This window comes from Erysipelothrix aquatica (assembly GCF_009828775.2).
Classification (GTDB): Bacteria; Bacillota_I; Bacilli_A; order Erysipelotrichales; family Erysipelotrichaceae; genus Erysipelothrix; species Erysipelothrix aquatica.
In genome coordinates, this window is the sequence record NZ_WTSY02000011.1 from 42,430 (window position 1) to 62,403 (window position 19,974).

Annotated in this window: 22 protein-coding genes, 1 tRNA gene and 1 other RNA gene; 22 read left to right on the plus strand and 2 right to left on the minus strand. The window is 37.1% G+C overall.

Going from position 1 to position 19,974, the window contains the following annotated elements:
* Window positions 1-4 precede the first annotated feature (4 nt).
* A complete protein-coding gene (locus tag GVV20_RS04685) occupies window positions 5-2,359 on the plus strand; it encodes a DNA translocase FtsK (protein ID WP_159741484.1) in 2,355 nt (784 codons plus the stop codon).
* Window positions 2,360-2,423: 64 nt separating this feature from the next.
* Here the strand turns inward: GVV20_RS04685 and GVV20_RS04690 are convergent, their stop codons facing one another.
* Window positions 2,424-4,112 (minus strand): proline--tRNA ligase, encoded by a 1,689-nt coding sequence (locus tag GVV20_RS04690; RefSeq protein WP_159741483.1) that lies wholly within the window; start codon window positions 4,110-4,112, stop codon window positions 2,424-2,426.
* 182 nt (window positions 4,113-4,294) lie between these two features.
* Between GVV20_RS04690 and ssrS the strand changes: the two genes are divergently transcribed.
* The 8 genes from ssrS (at window position 4,295) to recD2 (ending at window position 10,992) form a co-directional block, all read left to right on the plus strand.
* A non-coding RNA gene (gene ssrS, locus GVV20_RS04695) (6S RNA) lies at window positions 4,295-4,456 on the plus strand.
* 88 nt (window positions 4,457-4,544) lie between these two features.
* Window positions 4,545-4,775: a YneF family protein gene (locus tag GVV20_RS04700; RefSeq protein ID WP_159646894.1), complete on the plus strand. Its 231-nt coding sequence runs from the start codon at window positions 4,545-4,547 to the stop codon at window positions 4,773-4,775.
* 31 nt (window positions 4,776-4,806) lie between these two features.
* Window positions 4,807-5,520: a biosynthetic peptidoglycan transglycosylase gene (locus GVV20_RS04705; protein WP_159741705.1), complete on the plus strand. Its 714-nt coding sequence runs from the start codon at window positions 4,807-4,809 to the stop codon at window positions 5,518-5,520.
* A gap of 1 nt (window position 5,521) precedes the next feature.
* The gene (trpS, locus tag GVV20_RS04710) at window positions 5,522-6,511 is read left to right on the plus strand and encodes a tryptophan--tRNA ligase (protein WP_159741704.1); all 990 of its coding nucleotides are present in this window, start codon (window positions 5,522-5,524) and stop codon (window positions 6,509-6,511) included.
* Between the two features lie 88 nt (window positions 6,512-6,599).
* A complete protein-coding gene (spx, locus tag GVV20_RS04715) occupies window positions 6,600-6,998 on the plus strand; it encodes a transcriptional regulator Spx (protein WP_159648300.1) in 399 nt (132 codons plus the stop codon).
* A gap of 19 nt (window positions 6,999-7,017) precedes the next feature.
* Window positions 7,018-8,142 (plus strand): tRNA 2-thiouridine(34) synthase MnmA, encoded by a 1,125-nt coding sequence (gene mnmA, locus GVV20_RS04720; RefSeq protein ID WP_159812649.1) that lies wholly within the window; start codon window positions 7,018-7,020, stop codon window positions 8,140-8,142.
* Entirely contained in the window at window positions 8,123-8,857 is a 735-nt protein-coding gene (locus tag GVV20_RS04725) for a CPBP family intramembrane glutamic endopeptidase (protein ID WP_159812647.1), read from the plus strand. Before mnmA ends, GVV20_RS04725 begins: the two co-directional genes overlap by 20 nt.
* A gap of 8 nt (window positions 8,858-8,865) precedes the next feature.
* Window positions 8,866-10,992 (plus strand): SF1B family DNA helicase RecD2, encoded by a 2,127-nt coding sequence (gene recD2 / locus GVV20_RS04730; protein ID WP_159741132.1) that lies wholly within the window; start codon window positions 8,866-8,868, stop codon window positions 10,990-10,992.
* 31 nt (window positions 10,993-11,023) lie between these two features.
* Here the strand turns inward: recD2 and mscL are convergent, their stop codons facing one another.
* On the minus strand, window positions 11,024-11,431 hold the full coding sequence (gene mscL, locus GVV20_RS04735; RefSeq protein ID WP_159741131.1) for a large-conductance mechanosensitive channel protein MscL: 408 nt from the start codon (window positions 11,429-11,431) through the stop codon (window positions 11,024-11,026).
* 155 nt (window positions 11,432-11,586) lie between these two features.
* Here mscL and pepD point away from each other — a divergent pair, with 155 nt between their 5' ends.
* The 13 genes from pepD (at window position 11,587) to GVV20_RS04800 (ending at window position 19,876) form a co-directional block, all read left to right on the plus strand.
* A complete protein-coding gene (gene pepD, locus GVV20_RS04740; RefSeq protein ID WP_159741130.1) occupies window positions 11,587-13,011 on the plus strand; it encodes a beta-Ala-His dipeptidase in 1,425 nt (474 codons plus the stop codon).
* Window positions 13,012-13,103: 92 nt separating this feature from the next.
* Window positions 13,104-13,559, plus strand: a complete 456-nt coding sequence (locus GVV20_RS04745) for a PTS sugar transporter subunit IIA (protein WP_159741129.1) — start codon at window positions 13,104-13,106, stop codon at window positions 13,557-13,559.
* A 102-nt stretch (window positions 13,560-13,661) separates the two neighbouring features.
* Window positions 13,662-13,748, plus strand: a tRNA-Leu gene (locus GVV20_RS04750).
* Window positions 13,749-13,816: 68 nt separating this feature from the next.
* Window positions 13,817-14,053, plus strand: a complete 237-nt coding sequence (locus GVV20_RS04755) for a helix-turn-helix domain-containing protein (RefSeq protein ID WP_159741128.1) — start codon at window positions 13,817-13,819, stop codon at window positions 14,051-14,053.
* A 413-nt stretch (window positions 14,054-14,466) separates the two neighbouring features.
* On the plus strand, window positions 14,467-15,732 hold the full coding sequence (locus tag GVV20_RS04760) for a hypothetical protein (protein ID WP_159741127.1): 1,266 nt from the start codon (window positions 14,467-14,469) through the stop codon (window positions 15,730-15,732).
* Between the two features lie 71 nt (window positions 15,733-15,803).
* Window positions 15,804-16,037, plus strand: coding sequence for a hypothetical protein (locus GVV20_RS04765; RefSeq protein ID WP_159741126.1), 234 nt, complete (start codon window positions 15,804-15,806; stop codon window positions 16,035-16,037).
* A 36-nt stretch (window positions 16,038-16,073) separates the two neighbouring features.
* Window positions 16,074-16,463 carry a hypothetical protein gene (locus tag GVV20_RS04770; RefSeq protein WP_159741125.1) on the plus strand — a complete coding sequence of 130 codons (390 nt, stop codon included), beginning with the start codon at window positions 16,074-16,076 and terminating at the stop codon, window positions 16,461-16,463.
* Window positions 16,460-16,708 carry a hypothetical protein gene (locus GVV20_RS04775; protein WP_159741124.1) on the plus strand — a complete coding sequence of 83 codons (249 nt, stop codon included), beginning with the start codon at window positions 16,460-16,462 and terminating at the stop codon, window positions 16,706-16,708. The genes GVV20_RS04770 and GVV20_RS04775 overlap by 4 nt, the downstream gene beginning before the upstream one ends.
* A gap of 2 nt (window positions 16,709-16,710) precedes the next feature.
* A complete protein-coding gene (locus tag GVV20_RS04780; RefSeq protein ID WP_159741123.1) occupies window positions 16,711-17,568 on the plus strand; it encodes a ParA family protein in 858 nt (285 codons plus the stop codon).
* A gap of 1 nt (window position 17,569) precedes the next feature.
* Window positions 17,570-18,415, plus strand: coding sequence for a ParB/RepB/Spo0J family partition protein (locus tag GVV20_RS04785; RefSeq protein WP_159741122.1), 846 nt, complete (start codon window positions 17,570-17,572; stop codon window positions 18,413-18,415).
* 289 nt (window positions 18,416-18,704) lie between these two features.
* Complete coding sequence (locus tag GVV20_RS04790; RefSeq protein ID WP_159741121.1) at window positions 18,705-18,980, plus strand: hypothetical protein; 276 nt, start codon at window positions 18,705-18,707, stop codon at window positions 18,978-18,980.
* Window positions 18,970-19,269: a hypothetical protein gene (locus GVV20_RS04795; protein WP_159741120.1), complete on the plus strand. Its 300-nt coding sequence runs from the start codon at window positions 18,970-18,972 to the stop codon at window positions 19,267-19,269. The genes GVV20_RS04790 and GVV20_RS04795 overlap by 11 nt, the downstream gene beginning before the upstream one ends.
* Window positions 19,250-19,876 (plus strand): hypothetical protein, encoded by a 627-nt coding sequence (locus GVV20_RS04800; protein ID WP_159741119.1) that lies wholly within the window; start codon window positions 19,250-19,252, stop codon window positions 19,874-19,876. Before GVV20_RS04795 ends, GVV20_RS04800 begins: the two co-directional genes overlap by 20 nt.
* The last annotated feature ends 98 nt before the right edge of the window (window positions 19,877-19,974 follow it).

Sequence of the window (19,974 nt, forward strand, 5' to 3'; positions counted from 1 at the left end):
CATTGTGGCGGCTAAGAAAAAAAGAAAAACAAAAGCAAGTATAGCGAGACAAAATGAATTGATTCGCTTTCTCGTATCGATCGCGACAATCGGATTCTCGGTTATCGGATATTTCCGATATGGAATAGTTGGTGAAATCATCGATAACACCATGCGCGTCGTCGTAGGGCAATATACGTTCCCATACTACATTCTCATTACTGGAATTGCATTCGTTGCGATGGTGAAACCAAAACAGTTTTCCCGATCCATAAGCTTCTGGTTAGGGATTAGTTTATTAATGGTATCTTTGATATTAACCGTATCATTATCCTTCAATCAAGATTTGGTTGGATGGCCAATAATTGTGGATTACTTTACGAGTGTTCCCAAGATTTTTATGAATTATAATCAACCTGCATATGGTGGGATTATTGGTGCAATCTTATATGGCGGTTTATCATTTCTCGTTGCCCGAGAAGGTGTCATTGTAATTATCTTTGTCTTTTCAATTTCAGCGTTAGCGTTACTCTTTTCACCGCAACAAATTGTGGATACGGCAAGCAAAGGGACAGAAAAAACAAGTTCATTCTTTGGGCGTCGTAAAGAAAAACGCGAAGCAAAGCAACTTGAAAAAGAAGCTAAAAGCGCGGCAACCGTTGAAGATATGATTGCGAAGAATTATGATGAACCAGATGTTCGAGCTGGATTCATGTCGTTAGATGATGCTTCAAGCCAACAGCCAAGTCAACATACCGGAAGTTCATTGTTTGTAACGTTGGATGATGACATGCAGCATGAACCGATCGGTAACGAAGATTCTGTAAAGGTATTAGATGCATCTACTTCAGAGACACGTGAAATTGTCGATTCTGTAACATTACCGTCTTCTGATGCAACTACATTACGTGAAAATGTTAAAAATGATAGTGATCAGAGACCCTTAAACTATGACAATTATCGAGTGCCGCCGGTCACGTTGCTTGAAACGGCAAAAGCGAATAATCGCTCTAACGCAAATGCAACGAGTGCAAAAAATAAAGCTGACCGCTTAATCAATGTACTGAAACAGTTTGGTATAGAAGCGACGCTTATCGATATTCATATCGGACCCGCAGTTACAAAATTTGAACTCAAACCAGATAGCAATGTGAAAATATCTAAGATTTCATCAATCCAAGATAATTTGATGATGGAACTTGCTGTCAAAACCTTACGCATTGAAGCGCCAATTCCCGGAAAGAGTGCAGTTGGAATTGAAATTCCAAATGTTGAAATGATTCCAGTTAAAATGAAGGAAGTTATTAACCAATCACCTAATTTTGCGGATAAAGACAACATCAACGTTGCTCTAGGGAAAGATTTAATGGGGAAACCGATTACTGTTGCCCTGAATAAAATGCCACACCTTTTGGTTGCTGGAGCAACGGGTAGCGGTAAGTCTGTATGTATGAACTCTATCATTACGTCAATAATTCTCAATAAAAAACCAGATGAGCTTAAGCTGCTGTTAGTGGATCCTAAAAAAGTGGAGTTTACACCCTACATGGATATTCCACATTTAATTGGACCCGTTATTTCAGACCCAATGCAAGCATCGATGGCTTTAAAGGTTATCGTTGATGAAATGGAAGAACGTTATGATACATTCTCTAAAGTGGGTGTCCGTAATATTGGATCTTACAACGAGAAGGTAAAATTACACCCAGAAGAAAATCGACCATTCATGCCTTGGATTGTTGTTATTATCGATGAGTTGGCAGATTTAATGGCAGTTGCTGGAAAAGATGTTGAAACCAGTATTCAACGAATTACACAACTTGCACGTGCTGCTGGAATCCATCTCATCGTTGCAACGCAAAGACCATCAGTGGATGTTGTAACTGGAGTTATTAAAGCAAATATTCCGTCACGCATTGCATTTGCGGTTTCAAGTTCGATCGATTCGAGAACTATTCTTGATACAGTAGGTGCCGAGAAACTATTAGGTTATGGGGATATGTTATACATTCCTATGGGAGAGCCTAACCCTGTACGAGTTCAAGGTGTTTATGTAAGTGATGATGAAGTACGTCGGATCGCGGAGAAAGCAAGCATGCAAGCAAAACCACAGTATGACGATGCATTTATTCGTCTTGATGGTGTTGAAGGAAATAATGGTTTTATTCAATCAAATGAAGACCCATTGTATGAAGAAGCTTACGAATTTGTTGTTAAAGAACAACGTGCTTCAACGTCTTTGCTACAACGTCGCTTTAAAGTTGGTTATAACCGTGCAGCAAACCTTATTGATGCTCTTGAACAAAATGGTATCATTGGACCTGCAAATGGAAGTAAGCCACGCGATGTTTACAAACAAGGGTCTATAGAAACAGAATAACTCACGAAATTAGTGAGTTATTTTTTTATATATGCAAAAAAAACTGACCGTAGTCAGTTTGATTTTATTTTAAAAATGATTGAATTGTAGTGAGGACTTCGTCACGATCAAGTTTAATTGCTTCGTCTTTATTACGCTCTTTAAATTCAACTTGATTGTTCTCAACATCACGACCAATAGTAATTCGTAATGGGATACCAATCAATTCCATGTCATTAAATTTGACACCAGGACGTTGGTTACGATCATCAAGAAGAACCTCAATTCCTGCTTGTGTTAACTCGTTGTAAAGATCAGTGGCATAAGCCATATGTTCATCACTCTTGCTGTTGATGACAACAATTGAGACATGATATGGTGCTAAATTGATTGGCCAAATGATTCCGTTGTCGTCATGACTTTGTTCAACGATAGCAGCCAAAGTACGACCCAGTCCGATTCCGTAAGAACCCATATATACATCTTGAAGTTTGTTGTTTTGGTCAAGATATTCTAGGTTCATTGCTTTTGAGTATTTAGTTCCTAATTTAAAGGTGTTTCCTACTTCAATTCCTTTTGAGAATGTGAGGACACCAGTGCCATCAGGGTTTGGATCGCCTTCTTTAACGTTGGAAACATCTACAATATGTGTCGCTTCGAAATCTGAGTGGTTAGCATTGATGAAGTGGAAGTCGTTTTCGTTAGCTCCAACAGTAAAGTTACGTAAGCCTTCAATTTCTTTGTCAACAACAATATCAATATCGAGACCGATTGGACCTGCAAATCCAACATTAGCATTTGTAATGCGTTGGACATTTTCAAAGTCAGCAAGTTCAACTTCGGTTGCGCCATAGATTTTGGAGAGTTTTGTTTCGTTTACATCACGATCACCTAAAACGCAAACAGCCACGAACTTATCGTCAAGACGGTAAATAAGAGTTTTAACGAACGTTTTGACATCTTGGTTTAAAAAGGTTGATACTTCTTCGATTGTTTTTGCATTGGGTGTGTGTACTTTTTCAAGAGATTTAAAATCTTCGGTACTTACGATACGTGATACGTTCTCAGCAACTTCTAAGTTGCTTGCAAAACCTGTATCTTCGCCAAGTACTAGGATATCTTCACCAATATCAGTAACTGCTTGGAACTCTTCTGAGAGAAGACCTCCCATAATTCCAGTATCCGCACGCACAATACGATAATCTAAGCCAACACGATCAAAAATACGTTTGTAAGCTTCAAACATTGCATCGTAGGAGTCGTTTGCATCTTCCAATGTTGCATCGAATGTGTATGCATCTTTCATCACAAATTCACGAACACGAATGAGTCCAAAACGAGGACGGGCTTCATCACGGAATTTAGTTTGGAATTGGTATAAACTAAATGGCATATCTTTATATGATTTAATTTTCATCTGTGCTGCTTGAGCAAAGAGTTCTTCATGAGTCGGTCCTAAAACGAACGGCTTTTGGTAGCGATCTTTCAATGTAAACATACTTGAACCAATGATGTCCCGACGGCCAGATGCAATATAGACATCTTCAGGGATGAGAGTGGGCATAGTCATTTCCATAGAATCAATGCCATTCATTTCTTCACGAATGATAGTTTCAATTTTATCTTTTACACGAAGTCCTAACGGCATATACATATACACACCTGAAGAGCTTTTTTTGATAAAGCCGGCACGTACAAGTAGGTTACCACTTGTTGAATCTTCGTCTTTTACATCCTCGCGTAGGGTGTAAAAGAAACTTTTACTTAATTTCATAGTTCACCTCGAATTGTTTCTTTTATAGTATAGCATGAAACGTATTTCTATCCTATATTAAAAGTGCTATTTAAGTGCGTTTAGACCAGTAATAATGTATTCTGCACACAACGATTAGTAGTAGGATATCGGATGGATAGCGGTTACAAATCTTGTGGTTTGGTCAAATTGTGATATAATATAAATGCCTAGAAGGAACTAATATTTTTCCGACACTTTGATATAAGGGAGTTCGGATGTACTTGCGGCAGCGTGAAAACTAGCTACGTGTTAGAATCCCAAACCAAGAGACAGAACACCCACCTGTAAGAAACAGGGGACAATATCAACCTTCTGGGTTTTTTTATGTTTAAGAGGGAGTCTGGGGTTGTTTTTACCCACTAAACAGTATAGAATATAGATATAAATTAGTTTAATAAGGATGGTGAAACCATGTTAAGTATTCTTGAAGCGAACACAACTCTCATCAGTATTGGATGGGTGTTACTAGGAGCAGTTATTGGAGGAATCGCAACTTTCTTCATAACAAAACATATGTTTGAAAAACAAATTAAAGAAAATCCACCAATCAACGAAAAAATGATTCGTGCAATGTATATGCAGATGGGGCGTAAGCCTTCAGAAGCGCAGATTCGTCAAATTATGAAATCGATGGGTCAATAAAAAACACAGGCGACTGTGTTTTTTCATTAAAATGAAAAAGAAAATACTTAAAGGTTTATTGGTGGTTGCCTTAGCTGTTTCGGCGGTTACAGGATGGATTGTATACCAAGGTTACGAAGAATATACGCGAGCGATTGCGGAGCGTCCTGTTGCGCAAATGTTTGCGGATGAAATGGCAGAGGATGATTTTGTGTATGCCGATCAATTACCTGAAATGTTGAAGGCGAGTGTTATCGCAACTGAGGATGCACGCTTTATGACACGCTGGACAACGTTAGATTACATCGCACTCTCACGAGCAACGATACGAAATATCCAGAATCTTGGTTATGTTGAAGGTGGCAGTACAATTCCACAACAAATTGCAAAGAATTTTTATTTTGGCGATGAAATGACGCTTCGCCGCAAAGTTGCCGAATATTTTGTCGCGCGTGATATGCTAAAAGCTTTTAGTAAAGAAGAAATTCTAGCAATTTATATTAATATGAATTACTATGGCGATGGTTATGATGGTCTGGAAGCAGCGACACATGGCTATTTTGGTGTCGATCCAATTGATTTAACGGATGCTCAAGCAACAATCCTTGCAGGTATTCCGCAAGCGCCGTCGCATTATCAACTTAGTACAAATTATGATGGTGCGAAAGCACGACAGCGTCACGTACTGAATCGACTTGTTAAAACGAACGTCATTACTGAAGCACGTGCTCAAGAAATTTACGATACCGATATTTACGGAGGATAACATGAAAAAAAGAATGATTAGTGGAATTAAACCCACTGGACAATTAACGTTAGGAAACTATATTGGCGCTTTGAGACCTTTTGTCCAATCTCAGGAAGAGTACGATGTCAATGTGTTTATTGCAAACTTGCATTGTATTACAATGCCGATTGATCCCCAAGAACTTGAGACAAATCTCAAGGATGCTTTGTTATTCTATTTAGCAAGCGGATTAGATCCCGAGAAATGTACCATTTTTTTACAAAGTGATGTGAAAGAAATTGCACAATTAGGTTTTATTATGTCTTGTGTAACACCAATGGGTGAATTAAATCGAATGACTCAATATAAAGACAAAAAGGATACAGGAATGTCACTCAGTGGTGGATTCTATACATATCCGACACTAATGACCGCGGATATTGTGATTCACCAAGCAGATTTAGTACCAGTAGGTGAGGATCAAAAGCAACATGTAGAGCTTGCACGTAATACTGCTGAACGATTCAACAATCGCTTTGGCGATACTTTTGTAATTCCAGAACCTGTCATTGCAAAAGTTGGAAGCAAAATTATGTCACTTCAAGACCCAACGAAAAAGATGAGCAAGTCAGACACCGAGGGCGAAAAAGGCGTTATTTATCTTCGTGATAATCTTAAATCAGCACGTAAAAAAATTATGTCTGCAGTAACCGATTCACTTGGTGTTGTGAAGTATGATGTTGAGAATCAACCTGGAGTGTCAAACTTACTTACCATTTATGCAGCTTTAGAAAATATTTCAATTCCTGAAGCAGAAGCGCAATTTAAAGACTCGCAATATGGCGGATTCAAAAAAGCAGTGGCAGATCGGGTTGTCGCAGAGTTGGAAATGCTCCAGACAGGTTATGAGAAATTTAACCAAGGAGAATACCTTGCTGAAGTACTCGAAAAAGGCGCAGAGGCAATGCGTCCAACAGCGAAAAAGACGCTTGAAGACGTCCAACGTAAAATGGGTTTGGATTGGTTGTAACATAATATCACACACCAATCTAACGCAAAAAACACTATGAAATAAAGGCTTTACACGTTATAATGATAAGTAAAAGAGGAGGTCTCTTATGATTGTACTATACTCATCTCCCGGATGTGCGTCGTGCCGCAAAGTGCGACAATGGCTAAAAGAACGTAATCTCAAGTTTATTGAGAAAAACATTTTCACATCTATGTTGAGTGAAAAAGAAATTAAACATCTTTTGATGCGTAGTGAAAATGGAACTGAGGATATTATTTCCAAACGCTCAAAAGTTATGCAAGAATCACAAATCGATCTTGATGCATTATCAATTAATGAATTAATCGTTTTCATACAAAGACATCCTTCAATTCTTAAAAGACCAATCGTTATGAATGAAAAAACTTTCTTGGTAGGGTATGATGAAGAGGAAATCGATGCATTTTTACCGTCTGAAATGAGACAGGCGCATCGTATTTCTATGGAAACAGCATCTGAATTATAAGCAATAGAAAGTTGGTATTATGAAAGTATTAGTAGGTTTATCAGGGGGCGTCGATAGCGCAGTCGCTGCTCACTTATTGAAGTCGCAAGGACACGATGTTACTTGCGCTTTTATGCGTAATTGGGATTCGTTTGCCAATAATGATATTATGGGAAACCCAACAATTATGGACGATATGTGTACACAGGAAGTTGATTATGCTGATGCGAAACGTGTTGCTGATCATTTAGGTCTACCCTTGCTTCGCGTCGATTACGTCAAAGAATACTGGGACAATGTCTTTTCCTTCTTTCTAGCAGAAACAGAACGAGGACATACCCCTAATCCAGATATTCTTTGTAACCGATATGTAAAATTTGACTCATTCTATGATTTCATGGATAAAAATGGCTTTGATATGCTTGCTACTGGTCACTATGCAGTAACAAAAGAAGGCAAAATGTTTAGAGCTGAAGATCAAAATAAAGATCAAACATACTTCTTGAGTCGTGTAAAACCAGAGGTTTTACCACGTGTTATGTTTCCGTTAGGTGAGCTTAATAAAGAAGAAGTTCGTAAAATTGCGCTAGAATTAGATTTACCAGTAGCTACCAAAAAAGATTCAACCGGAATCTGTTTTATTGGTGAACGTGAATACCGTGATTTTTTAAAAAATTATCTTAAAGATTCGGAAGGATCAATTGTTGAAGTTGATTCAGGCAAGCAAATTGGCCGCCACCAGGGCGTCATGTTCTATACAATTGGGCAACGTCATGGACTGAATATCAATACATCAGTTGGACCATTTTTCGTTGTTGGAAAAGACCTATCAACGAATACAATCTATGTTGGTAAAGGATCAGACCATCCGATGCTCTTCGCCTCAAAAGCAGAGATTGCTGAAATGAATTGGTTCACAGACAAACCCAAAGAAACAATGGATGCAACGGCAAAATTCCGTTACCGTCAAAAAGACTTGAAAGTTCGTATTTCATGGCTTGACGACACTCGCATTGAAGTAACGATGTTAGAAGATGTTAAATCTGTAACATTGGGACAAGAAGCAGTATTTTATCTTGGTGATGAGGTACTTGGTGGTGGACGCATTGATCGAGTATTTGACATAAATGGTAAAGAAGTTAAGTATGACTCACGTCTCGCTTAATCAATCAAATAAAAATGCCATATTTACGCTTAAGGAGACCTTGGGTGTATTGGCACATTACTTTGTGGGTATGCAATTTGCATATCCACTTTTAGGAATGTGGGTGTCCTTGGACATACTTAAAACTAAGACACTTGATTCAAGAATTACAATCATATTGTTACTGATCGGTTTCTTTGGGATGCTATATCTCATCCGTCGACCACTTAGACTTTTAATTAAGGATTTTAAGCTGCGATGGCGTTATGTAAGCCAGCAAATTGTGATGGGGACTATTATTCTTATCATCGTAAATCTCTTAATGAATTGGATAATACAGTTCTTTTGGGGGAGTGGCGCAGTGGCAATGAATCAAAAATTCGTATCTGTAAAACTTGCGCATGCCCCAATAAGTGCATTTATTTCAATTGTATGTGTAACCCCATTGGTAGAAGAAATTGTATTTCGCGGTGTATTATTTCAAAAGTTAGGGAGTGAAAGTTCCCACCGTATTGGAATCGTCATATCTTCATTGCTATTCGGGTTGTTCCATGCTATGCCCAGTGAAAGTGTTAATGTCTTTTGGCTATTCCCGATACACGTGATCCAATATACGGTTATGGGATTTCTACTCGCTAGATATACTGCAAAAACAGATACAATTTTTACTTCAATTGGTATACATTTTTTGAATAACTTGATAGGCTATATAGGAATAATACTAATGATAGGATGAGGGAAAGTATGGAGCAAACGGTTAAAGGCGTCGTAGATTCAGCGATATTTGTAAATGAGCAATCTGGATTCGGAATCTTCAGAATTGTTCTTTTTAATACAAACCAAAAACCATTAACAATCAAAGGTCCAATTAGTGCCTTGGAACTAGAATCATTCTATGAATTTACGGGTGCTTATCGTGAAGATTCGCGCTTTGGCATGCAATTTGCGGTTAGTGCATATCAGAAGATGATGCCTCAAGATCGTGATTTTATCATTCGTTACTTGAGTGGTCCGAATTTTCCAGGGGTTGGTCAAAAGTCAGCTGAAGCACTTGTAGATAAGTACGGTGCAACGATTTTGGATGATATCAGAAATAGTTCTGATTTTACTATTGAATGCAAAGGTATAACACAAGGTAAAGCTGAGATGATTATGGAAAAAGTTAGGTATCAAGATCCAATTGAAGATGCCGTAGCCTTTTTGATTGCAAATGGACTCGGAAATAAGCAAATTATTAAAATTACTAAAGCATACGGAGAGGAGTCTGTTCCTCTAATTAAGAGTAATCCGTATCGACTGGTCTATGATATTGATGGAATAGGATTTAAAACTGCCGATAAAGTAGCGATGTCATTAGGATATGATATGGATGATCCGAATAGAATCGAAGCACTGATGCTTGATCGCTATAAAACCATCGCATTCGGTCAAGGTGATAGTTTCATTTCGCGTTCACAACTTATAGAAAGCATTCGACCATCGGAGTTAGAACGGGCTGAGATTGCGATTGACGCACTCATAGAGCATGGAGAACTCATTGAAGATGAAGCACGTCTTTATCACTATACGCAATACGAAAGCGAGACTTATGTTTCGGATTTTTTGAAAGAATTCAGCTATCCTGCGGATGAATTTCTGCTTGATGATATTGATGAGAAAATCGATGCGGTTGCGCAAGATTTGCGAATAGATTTTGATGACGTTCAGTTAAATGCTATTAAAGAATTTATGGCATCCAATATGATGATTTTGACAGGGGGTCCGGGAACTGGTAAAAGTACACTATTATCCGGGATCGTGACGTTACTTCAAAAAAACATGCCATGGTTACAGATCACGTTGTGTGCCCCAACAGGACGTGCAGCGAAACGTATGGAAGCTCTAACGAATGTACAAGCATCAACAGTTCATTCGGCACTTCGATGGGATTTAGAATCCAATCAGTTTGGTATGCATGAGGATAATCCACTCGAGGCTGACATCTTAATTGTTGATGAATTCTCGATGGTTGATATTTGGTTGTTTTCAAATCTTCTAAAAGCAAGTGGTCGTGTTAAAAAGTTTCTATTTGTCGGTGATCAAAATCAGCTACCATCTGTAGGGAGCGGATTTGTATTGGGTGACTTGATTGCATCCAAAGCCATTCCAACGATTGAGTTGGAACGAAACTATCGTCAAGAATCGGGTTCTGAAGTTATTGATCTTGCGGTAAATATGAATCAAGGTATTTTTGAAGTGGAATCGTATCATCGTGATGTTAAATTCTTTGATGCACGTTATGGAAGTGTGAAGGACATTGTCCTCAAACTTGTGGATCAGGCATTATCTAAGGGTTATAGTTTGCAGGATATTCAAGTTCTGGCACCTATGTATGACGGCATTGCGGGGATTGATAACCTAAATCATTTCCTTCAAAAAATGTGTAACCCAGAGAGCATCTCGAAACCACAACACATGGTGGGAACGCGAATTTTTAGAGAAGGGGATAAAATTCTTCAACTCAAAAATCAACCGGATGATTTTGTTTTTAATGGCGATATCGGAACGTTAGTCGAAGTAGATGCCAAATATATGGTTGTTGATTTTGATGGCAATTTTGTCGAATATGAACCTTCTAATTTTATCAACATTACACATGCATATGCGATGAGTGTTCATAAAGCACAGGGTAGTGAATATCCGATTGTAATTCTTGTTGCAGTATCAGATTTTTATCGAATGTTGTCACGTCGCTTGTATTATACCGGTGCAACCCGTTCATCGAAATCATTGATTTTGGTCGGTGAATATGATGCTTTTAGAAGAGCCGTTGACAATCATCATGAATCCAAAAGACAAACATATCTTAAAGAGCGAATGGAAGCTAAATAAAAGAGTTACACGAACTGTGTAACTCTCTTCTTTATTTTTTTGCTTTTAATTCATCGAGAATGCCTTGGAGAAGAATGACTTCTTCGCTTGGCGTTGCAGGTGTTTCTTCAGTAACCTCTGCTTCTTGTTTTTTCGAAAACTTATTAATTGCTTTGATAGCGACGAAGATACTCATTGCAATGATTAAGAAATCAATCGTTGTTTGAATGAATGAACCGTAGTTTAATGTCAACGGATTCGTTGGATCCGGTCTTAAAAGTATGTTCAATGACGCAAATGATCCACCACCTGTGACAACTCCAACTAAAGGCATAATAATATCATTGACTAAAGAGGTAACAATTTTCCCGAATGCACCCCCAATAACAACCCCAATTGCCATGTCGAGAACATTTCCCTTCATTGCAAATTCTTTAAATTCTTCTAGAAATTTTTTCATGTAATCCTCCTCCTTATAATTACTTGAAATTTCAAATACTAACTTAATACTATCAAATATAGGACCGATACTCAAAGGATATGAAATAAAAATTAAATACGGTTCACAGGTTGATTCTATGGTATGATAATCACATTAGAAAGAAGGATCTTATAATGAATGAATCAACAATTATGAACTATTTTAAAGCGATAAGCGCTATTCCTCGTGCTTCTTTCAACGAAAAAGGCATGCATGACTATCTCGTAAATTTTGCTAATGAGCGCGGACTTAAAGTTATTACTGACGCAATGTGGAATGTAATTATTTTTAAACCGGCATCAATTGGTTATGAAAACGCACCATCCGTAATGCTGCAAGGTCATACAGACATGGTTGCAGAAAAAGATAGCAGTAGTGCTCACAATTTCGAAACAGATGGTTTAGAACTTTATGAAGAGGACGGCTTTCTCAAAGCAAAAGGGACAACATTAGGAGCAGATAATGGTGTTGCGGTTGCATACATGTTAGCACTTCTTGATGATAAGAATGCGAAACACCCAGCATTGGAATGTGTCTTCACGGTTCAAGAAGAAACAGGATTAACAGGGGCTGAGAAAATTGATGTGTCGATGCTTGAATCACGTTTAGTGATTGGTCTTGACTCATCGGGTGAATCAGAAATTTATGTATCATCTTGTGGTGGTGCACGTGCAGTTTTAAATCGTGATGTCACATTTGAAGAAAAGGTGATGAATACAGTAACTGTAGCAATTACGGGTCTTTTCGGTGGTCACTCTGGTGGCGAGATAGACAAAGAGCGTGGAAATGCTAACAAAATTGCAGGTATACTGATGTATCGTGCAGCTCAATTGATGGATGTTCGTGTTGTAGCTTTTGCCGGTGGCGATAAAATGAATGCCATCACACGTGAGGCAACGTTTACACTTGCTGTTGAAGATATCGCAGCGTTCAAAGCATTTTATGAAACATCAACACAAGAGTTCAAGTTGCAATATGCAGCTAGTGATGCAGGATTAACGTTTACCCTAACTGAAGGTAAAACGGATATAGTTCTAGATGCAGATGCATCTCATGCAGTGATCACATCATTGTTCATGCTCCCATATGGAGTTATTCAAATGAGTAAAGATATTGAAGGACTTGTTATTACATCAAGCAATATCGGTAAAGTATCCCTAACTGATAGTACTTATGAAGTTCAAATGTCAGTCCGTGCTACCCAAGCATTTGTAAAGGATACGGTACTTGCACAAGTTGACTGGATTGGTCAACAATGTGGCATGACGTCTGAGTTTTCTGCGAAATATCCTGGATGGATGTATGATCCACAATCAAAATTCCGCGAGTATACTGAAGAAGCTTATCGAAACTTGCGCGGCGAAGTAATGAAACATGAAGCTACTCATGGTGGTATGGAACTGGGAATTTGGAGCGATAAACTACCAGGATCAGATATTGTTAGCTTTGGTCCAATTATGTATGACATTCATACACCTTTGGAAAGACTTGATATTGGCTCATTTGAGCGTACTTATGAATTTTTAGTGGTCTTGTTAGAAGGACTCAACAATTACTAAGCACAAAGCCATCAGAGTTGTCTGGTGGCTTTTCTATATCAATACACCGAGTTCTAAGAATGTGGTATTATAGATTATATGGAGGAAGAATCATGCCCAGTAAATTAAAGTTTAATTCCTTTGGAAGTGGTACAGTTTTGAAATTGGAAGATGTTCCAGATGAGGTATTCGCGAATCAAATTATGGGTGAGGGATATGCAATTGATCTTAATTTAGGTGAAATCTATGCTCCTGTTGATGGTGAGGTAAATATGTTATTTCCTACAGGTCATGCCATAGGTTTTATTTGTGATGATGGTTCAGAGTTTATCATTCACTTGGGAATTGACACCGTTTCATTAAATGGCAAGGGATTTGAAACAATGGTTGAAATTGGCGAATATGTTAAACAGGGACAGCTAATTTCGAAGATGGATTTGAATTTCATTAATGAAAAGGGGTATAGCACAATTAGCCCCATAGTTTTTACGACGGGACAGAAAATTAAACTGGTTGCCGAGGGAAAGCATGTTAACTATGGTGAATTCGGCCTGTTCAAATTTGTCTAATTGCATTTTTCACTACTAAAGTTAAATTGTGCTAATTTTATTAACTTTAATTGGAAATTCTATTGATTTATCGGCCCATTTGGATTATTATAGTTAAGCAATGCCCGAGTGGTGAAATCGGTAGACGCACTGGACTCAAAATCCAGCGAGGTAAAACTCATGACGGTTCGAGTCCGTCCTCGGGCACCATCATATGTGTAACAAGACCTAGTATTTATTCTACTAGGTCTTTTTTTGTTATTCTGGAGGTGATAAAAATGACATTAAAGCCACTCATTAGTGTAATTGGTGAATATGTAGTTGATGAGTTAGATAAAAATAAACTTACTCAAAGACAGTTCGCCAAAATTTCTGGAGTATCCCAGGCAACGCTAGTGAAAATTATTAGGGGCGACAGCAAAGACGGGATCAGCACGAAGAGTATTGACCTGTTACTGAAGAACACAAACACTTCAATGAGTGAATTGTTAAATAAATATGGTGAGTATAAATAAAAAAGAGCCCGAAGGCTCCTGAACTGGCAAGTTCAATTTTACATCTTACAAAGGACGGCAATCCTAAGTAAGACTAACAACCAGCATCTTGCTGTTATAAACAGAAGATACAAATTGTAGTTTTAAACACGCGCTTTTTAAGCACCTGCTTTCGCTTATAGTATACGACATTATTTGTCGCAAATCAAATTAAACATACAAAAAAAACAAGTTAGTTTACTTACTTGTGGTTATATTATAGAAAGCATTTTATCTAAGTCAATAAATACTTTAAGAAGGTTCTTATCTTTTAAAGACTTTAAGGAATTCAAGGAATTTTATTTATTAATATGCTAACGCATATTGTGTCGCGAACAAAGTCTGAGTCAAGACCTTTTGTTAGAAAGTTTTAACTAATTTACTGGAGGAAATCAATGAGTTACACAAATCATAAATTTGAATCGAATGACTGGTTTCATTTTGGTTTTGATGTTTGGTATCAAGTAGAGAATGTACGAAATTTGAAATCTGAAATAAAGAAAATGCATGCTTCTAATAAGCGTTATCTCATGAAAAGTAAGCATGATGGAATGGTGATTGATGATTTAATTGAGTCGTACCTAAAGACTTCAGATGTCACTAACAAGAATTGTAAAAAGTATAAGCAGAACAAAACAAATAAGAAACATCAAAAGCGTTTTGGTTCATACTTTTTAATTCACCTGGGCAAGTCCTATGGATTAAATATGCAGGTGAAAATTGTACATGAATTCATCAAGCAAGTTTGTTACGGTGAAGAGAACTTACCATATTTTGCAACTACTTCAAAAAATGGTTCAGATATCTATATTCACCTATGGATATGTGATCGTGAATATGTCAAAGATGAAGCACGTGTATACGAAAGTGATTACTGGCAAAAAGATGGTAAGCGTTGTAAAGCTAATACACTTGGTGGTGTTCTATTACATAAACAAGGTGACATTCAGTATGACAAAGAGGGAAACCCCAAAATGTTAAACGGATGGCGTCAAACAAAGACAAGGATATTTGCAGAGAATTGGAAGACTTCAGCTAAACGTTGGAGAGATGCATTTGTCGCAGTATTCTATTGTGTCTTAAGACGTACAGAACCAATGCTTAAGTTCAAACTTAAACCAATGAGTTATGACGTTGAATTAGCAATTGTAGAAAGTGATATTAATGCAATTAAAGCGAAGAATCCGGAAATGAGTGAAGTGGTGGCTAGAAAGCACTTAGAATTTGAACGCTACCAAAATGACAAACAATCCAAAAAGGATAGAGAGTTCATAAATGTAAACAGAAACGCTGCAGAATGGAAAAATATTAAATATCGAGAAATTGCTTCTCTTCAGTACTTCGTTAAGTACGTCATACATGAACTCATGAGCGATGATATTGATAATTGGAAACAATACGAACCTGACTCGTGGAATGAGCGTAGATACATTGACTTTGACAATCCGCCTACTGCATTAAGTAAATCACTAAAGGACTTATTCACACAATACAATCAAGTATTTAATAAGTGGGAATATACCTCTATAGGTGGCGAAACTCGAAAAATCATGTTTGCATCCAATGAAGAGGTAATTCCAAACTTGCGAGAGTTACGTGATAAGTTCAAACACCAGATTAATTCAATTCTAAAAAAATATAAACCAGCATTAGCGTACTAATTAATCTACATTTAAGGATGATTCATAATTTACCGAAACGTACAAACTCTATAGATACAAAAGGATCATTGATGAACATATATCAAATAACAAAACAGAGTCAACTCCAACAGTTAAACCTACAGGAGTTGGATGCATTAAATGAAGCGGTTTTTGACGAACGAGAATTGCTATGGGAAAACAACTGGATAAATGGTGAATATACTGAACTTACAGAGGATCAACGAGAACGAGAAAAACATCTCGTTAAACTCGACCAGATGATCGTAATTGAACTTAACCGAAGAAATGTAGTATCAAATTAGAGGTGAGCAAATTTGCTCACAGCAAAGGGGAGTAAAATGAGAAATCTTGCAACCATGATTTACACGAGACCAGACGTAACTGATATTTCTAATACACTATCATCACTTAACATAATTTTCTTCTTATTATTGGGCATTATAGCTTTTGTGATGTTAGTAAAACTGCAAAAATTAGGACGAAACGAGCAGAGCGTACTCATGAATATGTTTAGTAGGTTTCGCAAAAAAAGTAAACAAGGCTTTATTTTTAACGAATTAGAATTAGAGAAAATCGAAAAGGATGTAACTGTACTAGAAAAAATACTTATCAGTAAAGAGACTGCATATACACCAATATATCAAGTAACCATCTATGATAAAGACTATGACTTATTGGTTAGAACAATGGTTAAAATTGGAATGTTAAAGTCAAAGGAGTACAAATGAGCGATATAGAAAAATGTAAACGTTGTGGATGTGACTGGTATCATCCCTGTGAGGGTGGCTGTTATTGGGTAGATGATGAATTATGCAGTTCATGTGCAACAGAAGATGAACTAAAAATGTATGAAGAGATTAAACAAGCACATATTGACTATTTCTCTTCGGCTATTGGACTAGATCGAAAAAATGAAAGTAAATTGAATGAAAATATATCAGTGAGCAAGCTTGCTCACAACAAAGGAGAATAATAATGAGTAAAGTTATCGCACTACTAAACATGAAAGGTGGAGTTGGAAAAACAACTTCCAGCATTAACATTGCAACTGGGTTTGCGAACAAAGGATACAATGTTTTATTGATAGATTTTGACCCACAAGCGAACTCTACAGATATCTTACTGGACATCAAACAAGAAGAAGTATTTATAAATAATGAAGTAACTGAAGCAATCAACTCGATGGACTCAGACAAACTCGAGGAGATCCTAAAGCATCTCAACAAATATAACTATTCAGAAACGTTTATCGACCAAATGCTCTTCGATGCAGAACTTACAAAGACTTATCAAACAACGGTACCTAACTTGCACATCATCCCATCTCGACTTGAACTAGCAAAAGCAGAGAAAGAAATTCGTAATGGTGATACTGCAGTTCATAACAGACTCAAGCGAGTGGTTAAAAAAATACGAGGAGATTATGATTATATCTTCATTGATTGTCCACCTATCATAAATGTACTTAGTACAAACGTCCTGAACATTGCGGATGAAATCATCGCTCCAATTAAGATTGACCGAGGAGCAGAAAAAGGACTCATAATGACTATCCAGCAACTCATTGGAATCGCAACAAGTTATGATCTGGACATTCTTATCCGACCACTCTTTACAATGGTAACTAACAATAATCAAAGTAAGGAAAGACTTCAGGTACTTAATACCTTTAACAACGATATCGTTAAACCAATTGTACCTAAAATTCGTTTTCAAGATAAACCAGTCAATAAAGCATCGTTTGAAAATGAACTAATTATCAACAATAACAAAGCAAATGTCGGTCAAGACTACAGAAATGTAGTTGATTACTTAGACAAGGAGTGGAACTAATATGACAATTCTAAATGAACTGGATAATGAAGCAACAAAACAACATCAATTATCCAAAATCATGAATATCGAGATTGAAGATATTGAACGAAACCCTTTAAACTCAGCGCCCATGAATTACCTGGATGAATTAGAGGAACTTGTAAAGAAAAATGGAATAATTAATCCGATTGTTGTATACAAGGTTGCTAATCATCAATACAGATTGATCGCTGGAGAAAGACGATTCACGATTGCTAAGCGGTTAAACTATGAAACGCTACCAGGTCTCATCATTGATGCACCTAAAGACCAGATAGAAGAAGAAATGTTAATTCGATTGCATAACGTTCAGAGACCTGATGACACGGAAACATTGCGCGAAAAGATTACAGGCTTTAAATCGCTATGTGATATGAAGCGCGAGCGCGGTGATGAAGACGTGCAGGGTGTTAGAACTACCGAATGGATTAGCAAACAATTAGGGGGTCTATCGGCTCGAACAATACAAGAATATCTGACTGGTAAGTATTCAGAATCATACGTTGAAGAACTTGTTAGTGAACTTGACGGAACTCAAGATAGCAAACAAGAAAGGGTGCAAAAACCTAAATCACTAAAGTCGATTACAAAAGCAATGGAAAAATTGAGACGTGATCTAGAAGCGTTGAATTTACAAGAAAATGATTATGAGTACAAAGAGCTACTCTCATTTGAATATGAAAGCAGTGAGATGTTTGCCTATTTCGGAAGAAATGGTGCAGACATATCCAGGGCAAAGAAAAAGTTCAGTGATGAGCGCAGTCGTGTTGAATTATTGAAAGCAAAAGAAGAACAATTGTCATTAAATGACGAAATTGAAATGTAACTGAGCAAGTTTGCTCACTGAAAGGAAAAGACTATGAACCCAAACATTTTTGACTTAATCATTGACACAGTAGTGTCAGTAATAAACTTTCTATTCAATTGTTTTATAACAGTGATGGATCTATCTTCAACAATATATAGAGCGTTATTTAATAACCAAGTACCACAATCTACTGCTGGAGAATTACTCTACCTGGTTGTCGGCTTAGTGTTTCAGCTTGCGGTACTTTGTTTGTTAATTGCTGGAGTATTCATAGTCTTCTCTTACATTGTTAAAGGAGGGATGAAAATTGCAGAAAGAATACGACAACGAAACTAAAGATATACTTCAAAAAATAAAGGGCAGTAAGTTATATGTGCCGACTGTTGGAGTTGTTGTTGCTTTTATTGCTTACGGATTATCCATATTAATACCAGGAACACCAGGACTAATCCTTTTAGCTATCGGAATATTCGTGTTTGTATATTGTATGGTCTACACTGTGGGACGTTCACTGATTCAATCATCAAAAAACGTTAAGGATGCTTATGAGGAAGCGCGAGGTAAGAAGCGAGATGCCAAATAAGAATAAAAGATATCTACTTAGAAAACTGGGTAATCGAGAATCGGTTGAGCTAAGCCGTTCTGAGATATATCGAATTGTGGAACATGAATCGGGGAGTGTTGATGTCATTGTTCAACAATTGTTACTTACTGAACTTAACAAGCGCAAAGAAGAGCTTGCTGGTGTGATAGACTTTAACTATATGTATATGCATCAAGTTCTTACAGATAATGAACTAACAACAACTGAACTTGCATATTTGCTTACAGTTTTATTTGGGGGAAATAAGGATGAGAGAGTTTATAGATAAAAACGCGTTATTTGAAATTGTGATGGATGTAAGAGATGGATTAATTCCAAACAAACAAGGTTTAAAGAAGATATTTAATTTGTTGCTATCTCTACACGGACGAGTTGGGGTTGTTGATGGAGAAGTCATTTATAACCCCGATAGATATGCATATCTATCTTACGTAGAAAAATCATCATCTATCATCAAAATGCCAGAAGGTGATGGATCAGGGATTAGTCGCTCTATGCGTATTGCGATACTTGAAGATGCTCAAGAATGGGAAATTAGAGTGGGTGAGCAAATTTGCTCACAGATCAACGAAGCACTTCAGTCCTATCCATGTGAGGATAGAATGTTACTGCTCGAACAAAGCATCAATGGAATGTCTGTTAATGCTATTGCTGAACAGTATGCAGTTAGTAAATCAAGTGTACACCGTAAAGTTAAGCAACTACGCGGAGGGATAATTAAATCATTTAACTTGGTTCCAAGAGACCAAGAAGAGTTGTACCTTAGATCGATATCTGAATATCTTGAAAAATCGAAGAGCTTAGGTTTTAGAAAAAGGTGTCAAGATAAAATTGAATTATCCTTTGAAATCATAGAGTGGGAGAAAACACTGTAATATCCACTATTCAGTGCATACTGAAGGTTAATTTCAAAATCACATAAAGTGTGTCAAACACGGTTGACACTTTTTGAATATATATAATGGTATAATAT

Coding starts and splice junctions, on each gene's coding strand:
- GVV20_RS04690 (WP_159741483.1), bottom strand. CDS start 4,112: ATGAAATTAAGTAAAAGTTTCTTTTACACCCTACGCGAGGATGTAAAA.
- GVV20_RS04700 (WP_159646894.1), top strand. CDS start 4,545: ATGTTAAGTATTCTTGAAGCGAACACAACTCTCATCAGTATTGGATGG.
- GVV20_RS04705 (WP_159741705.1), top strand. CDS start 4,807: ATGAAAAAGAAAATACTTAAAGGTTTATTGGTGGTTGCCTTAGCTGTT.
- trpS (WP_159741704.1), top strand. CDS start 5,522: ATGAAAAAAAGAATGATTAGTGGAATTAAACCCACTGGACAATTAACG.
- spx (WP_159648300.1), top strand. CDS start 6,600: ATGATTGTACTATACTCATCTCCCGGATGTGCGTCGTGCCGCAAAGTG.
- mnmA (WP_159812649.1), top strand. CDS start 7,018: ATGAAAGTATTAGTAGGTTTATCAGGGGGCGTCGATAGCGCAGTCGCT.
- GVV20_RS04725 (WP_159812647.1), top strand. CDS start 8,123: ATGACTCACGTCTCGCTTAATCAATCAAATAAAAATGCCATATTTACG.
- recD2 (WP_159741132.1), top strand. CDS start 8,866: ATGGAGCAAACGGTTAAAGGCGTCGTAGATTCAGCGATATTTGTAAAT.
- mscL (WP_159741131.1), bottom strand. CDS start 11,431: ATGAAAAAATTTCTAGAAGAATTTAAAGAATTTGCAATGAAGGGAAAT.
- pepD (WP_159741130.1), top strand. CDS start 11,587: ATGAATGAATCAACAATTATGAACTATTTTAAAGCGATAAGCGCTATT.
- GVV20_RS04745 (WP_159741129.1), top strand. CDS start 13,104: ATGCCCAGTAAATTAAAGTTTAATTCCTTTGGAAGTGGTACAGTTTTG.
- GVV20_RS04755 (WP_159741128.1), top strand. CDS start 13,817: ATGACATTAAAGCCACTCATTAGTGTAATTGGTGAATATGTAGTTGAT.
- GVV20_RS04760 (WP_159741127.1), top strand. CDS start 14,467: ATGAGTTACACAAATCATAAATTTGAATCGAATGACTGGTTTCATTTT.
- GVV20_RS04765 (WP_159741126.1), top strand. CDS start 15,804: ATGAACATATATCAAATAACAAAACAGAGTCAACTCCAACAGTTAAAC.
- GVV20_RS04770 (WP_159741125.1), top strand. CDS start 16,074: ATGAGAAATCTTGCAACCATGATTTACACGAGACCAGACGTAACTGAT.
- GVV20_RS04775 (WP_159741124.1), top strand. CDS start 16,460: ATGAGCGATATAGAAAAATGTAAACGTTGTGGATGTGACTGGTATCAT.
- GVV20_RS04780 (WP_159741123.1), top strand. CDS start 16,711: ATGAGTAAAGTTATCGCACTACTAAACATGAAAGGTGGAGTTGGAAAA.
- GVV20_RS04785 (WP_159741122.1), top strand. CDS start 17,570: ATGACAATTCTAAATGAACTGGATAATGAAGCAACAAAACAACATCAA.
- GVV20_RS04795 (WP_159741120.1), top strand. CDS start 18,970: ATGCCAAATAAGAATAAAAGATATCTACTTAGAAAACTGGGTAATCGA.
- GVV20_RS04800 (WP_159741119.1), top strand. CDS start 19,250: ATGAGAGAGTTTATAGATAAAAACGCGTTATTTGAAATTGTGATGGAT.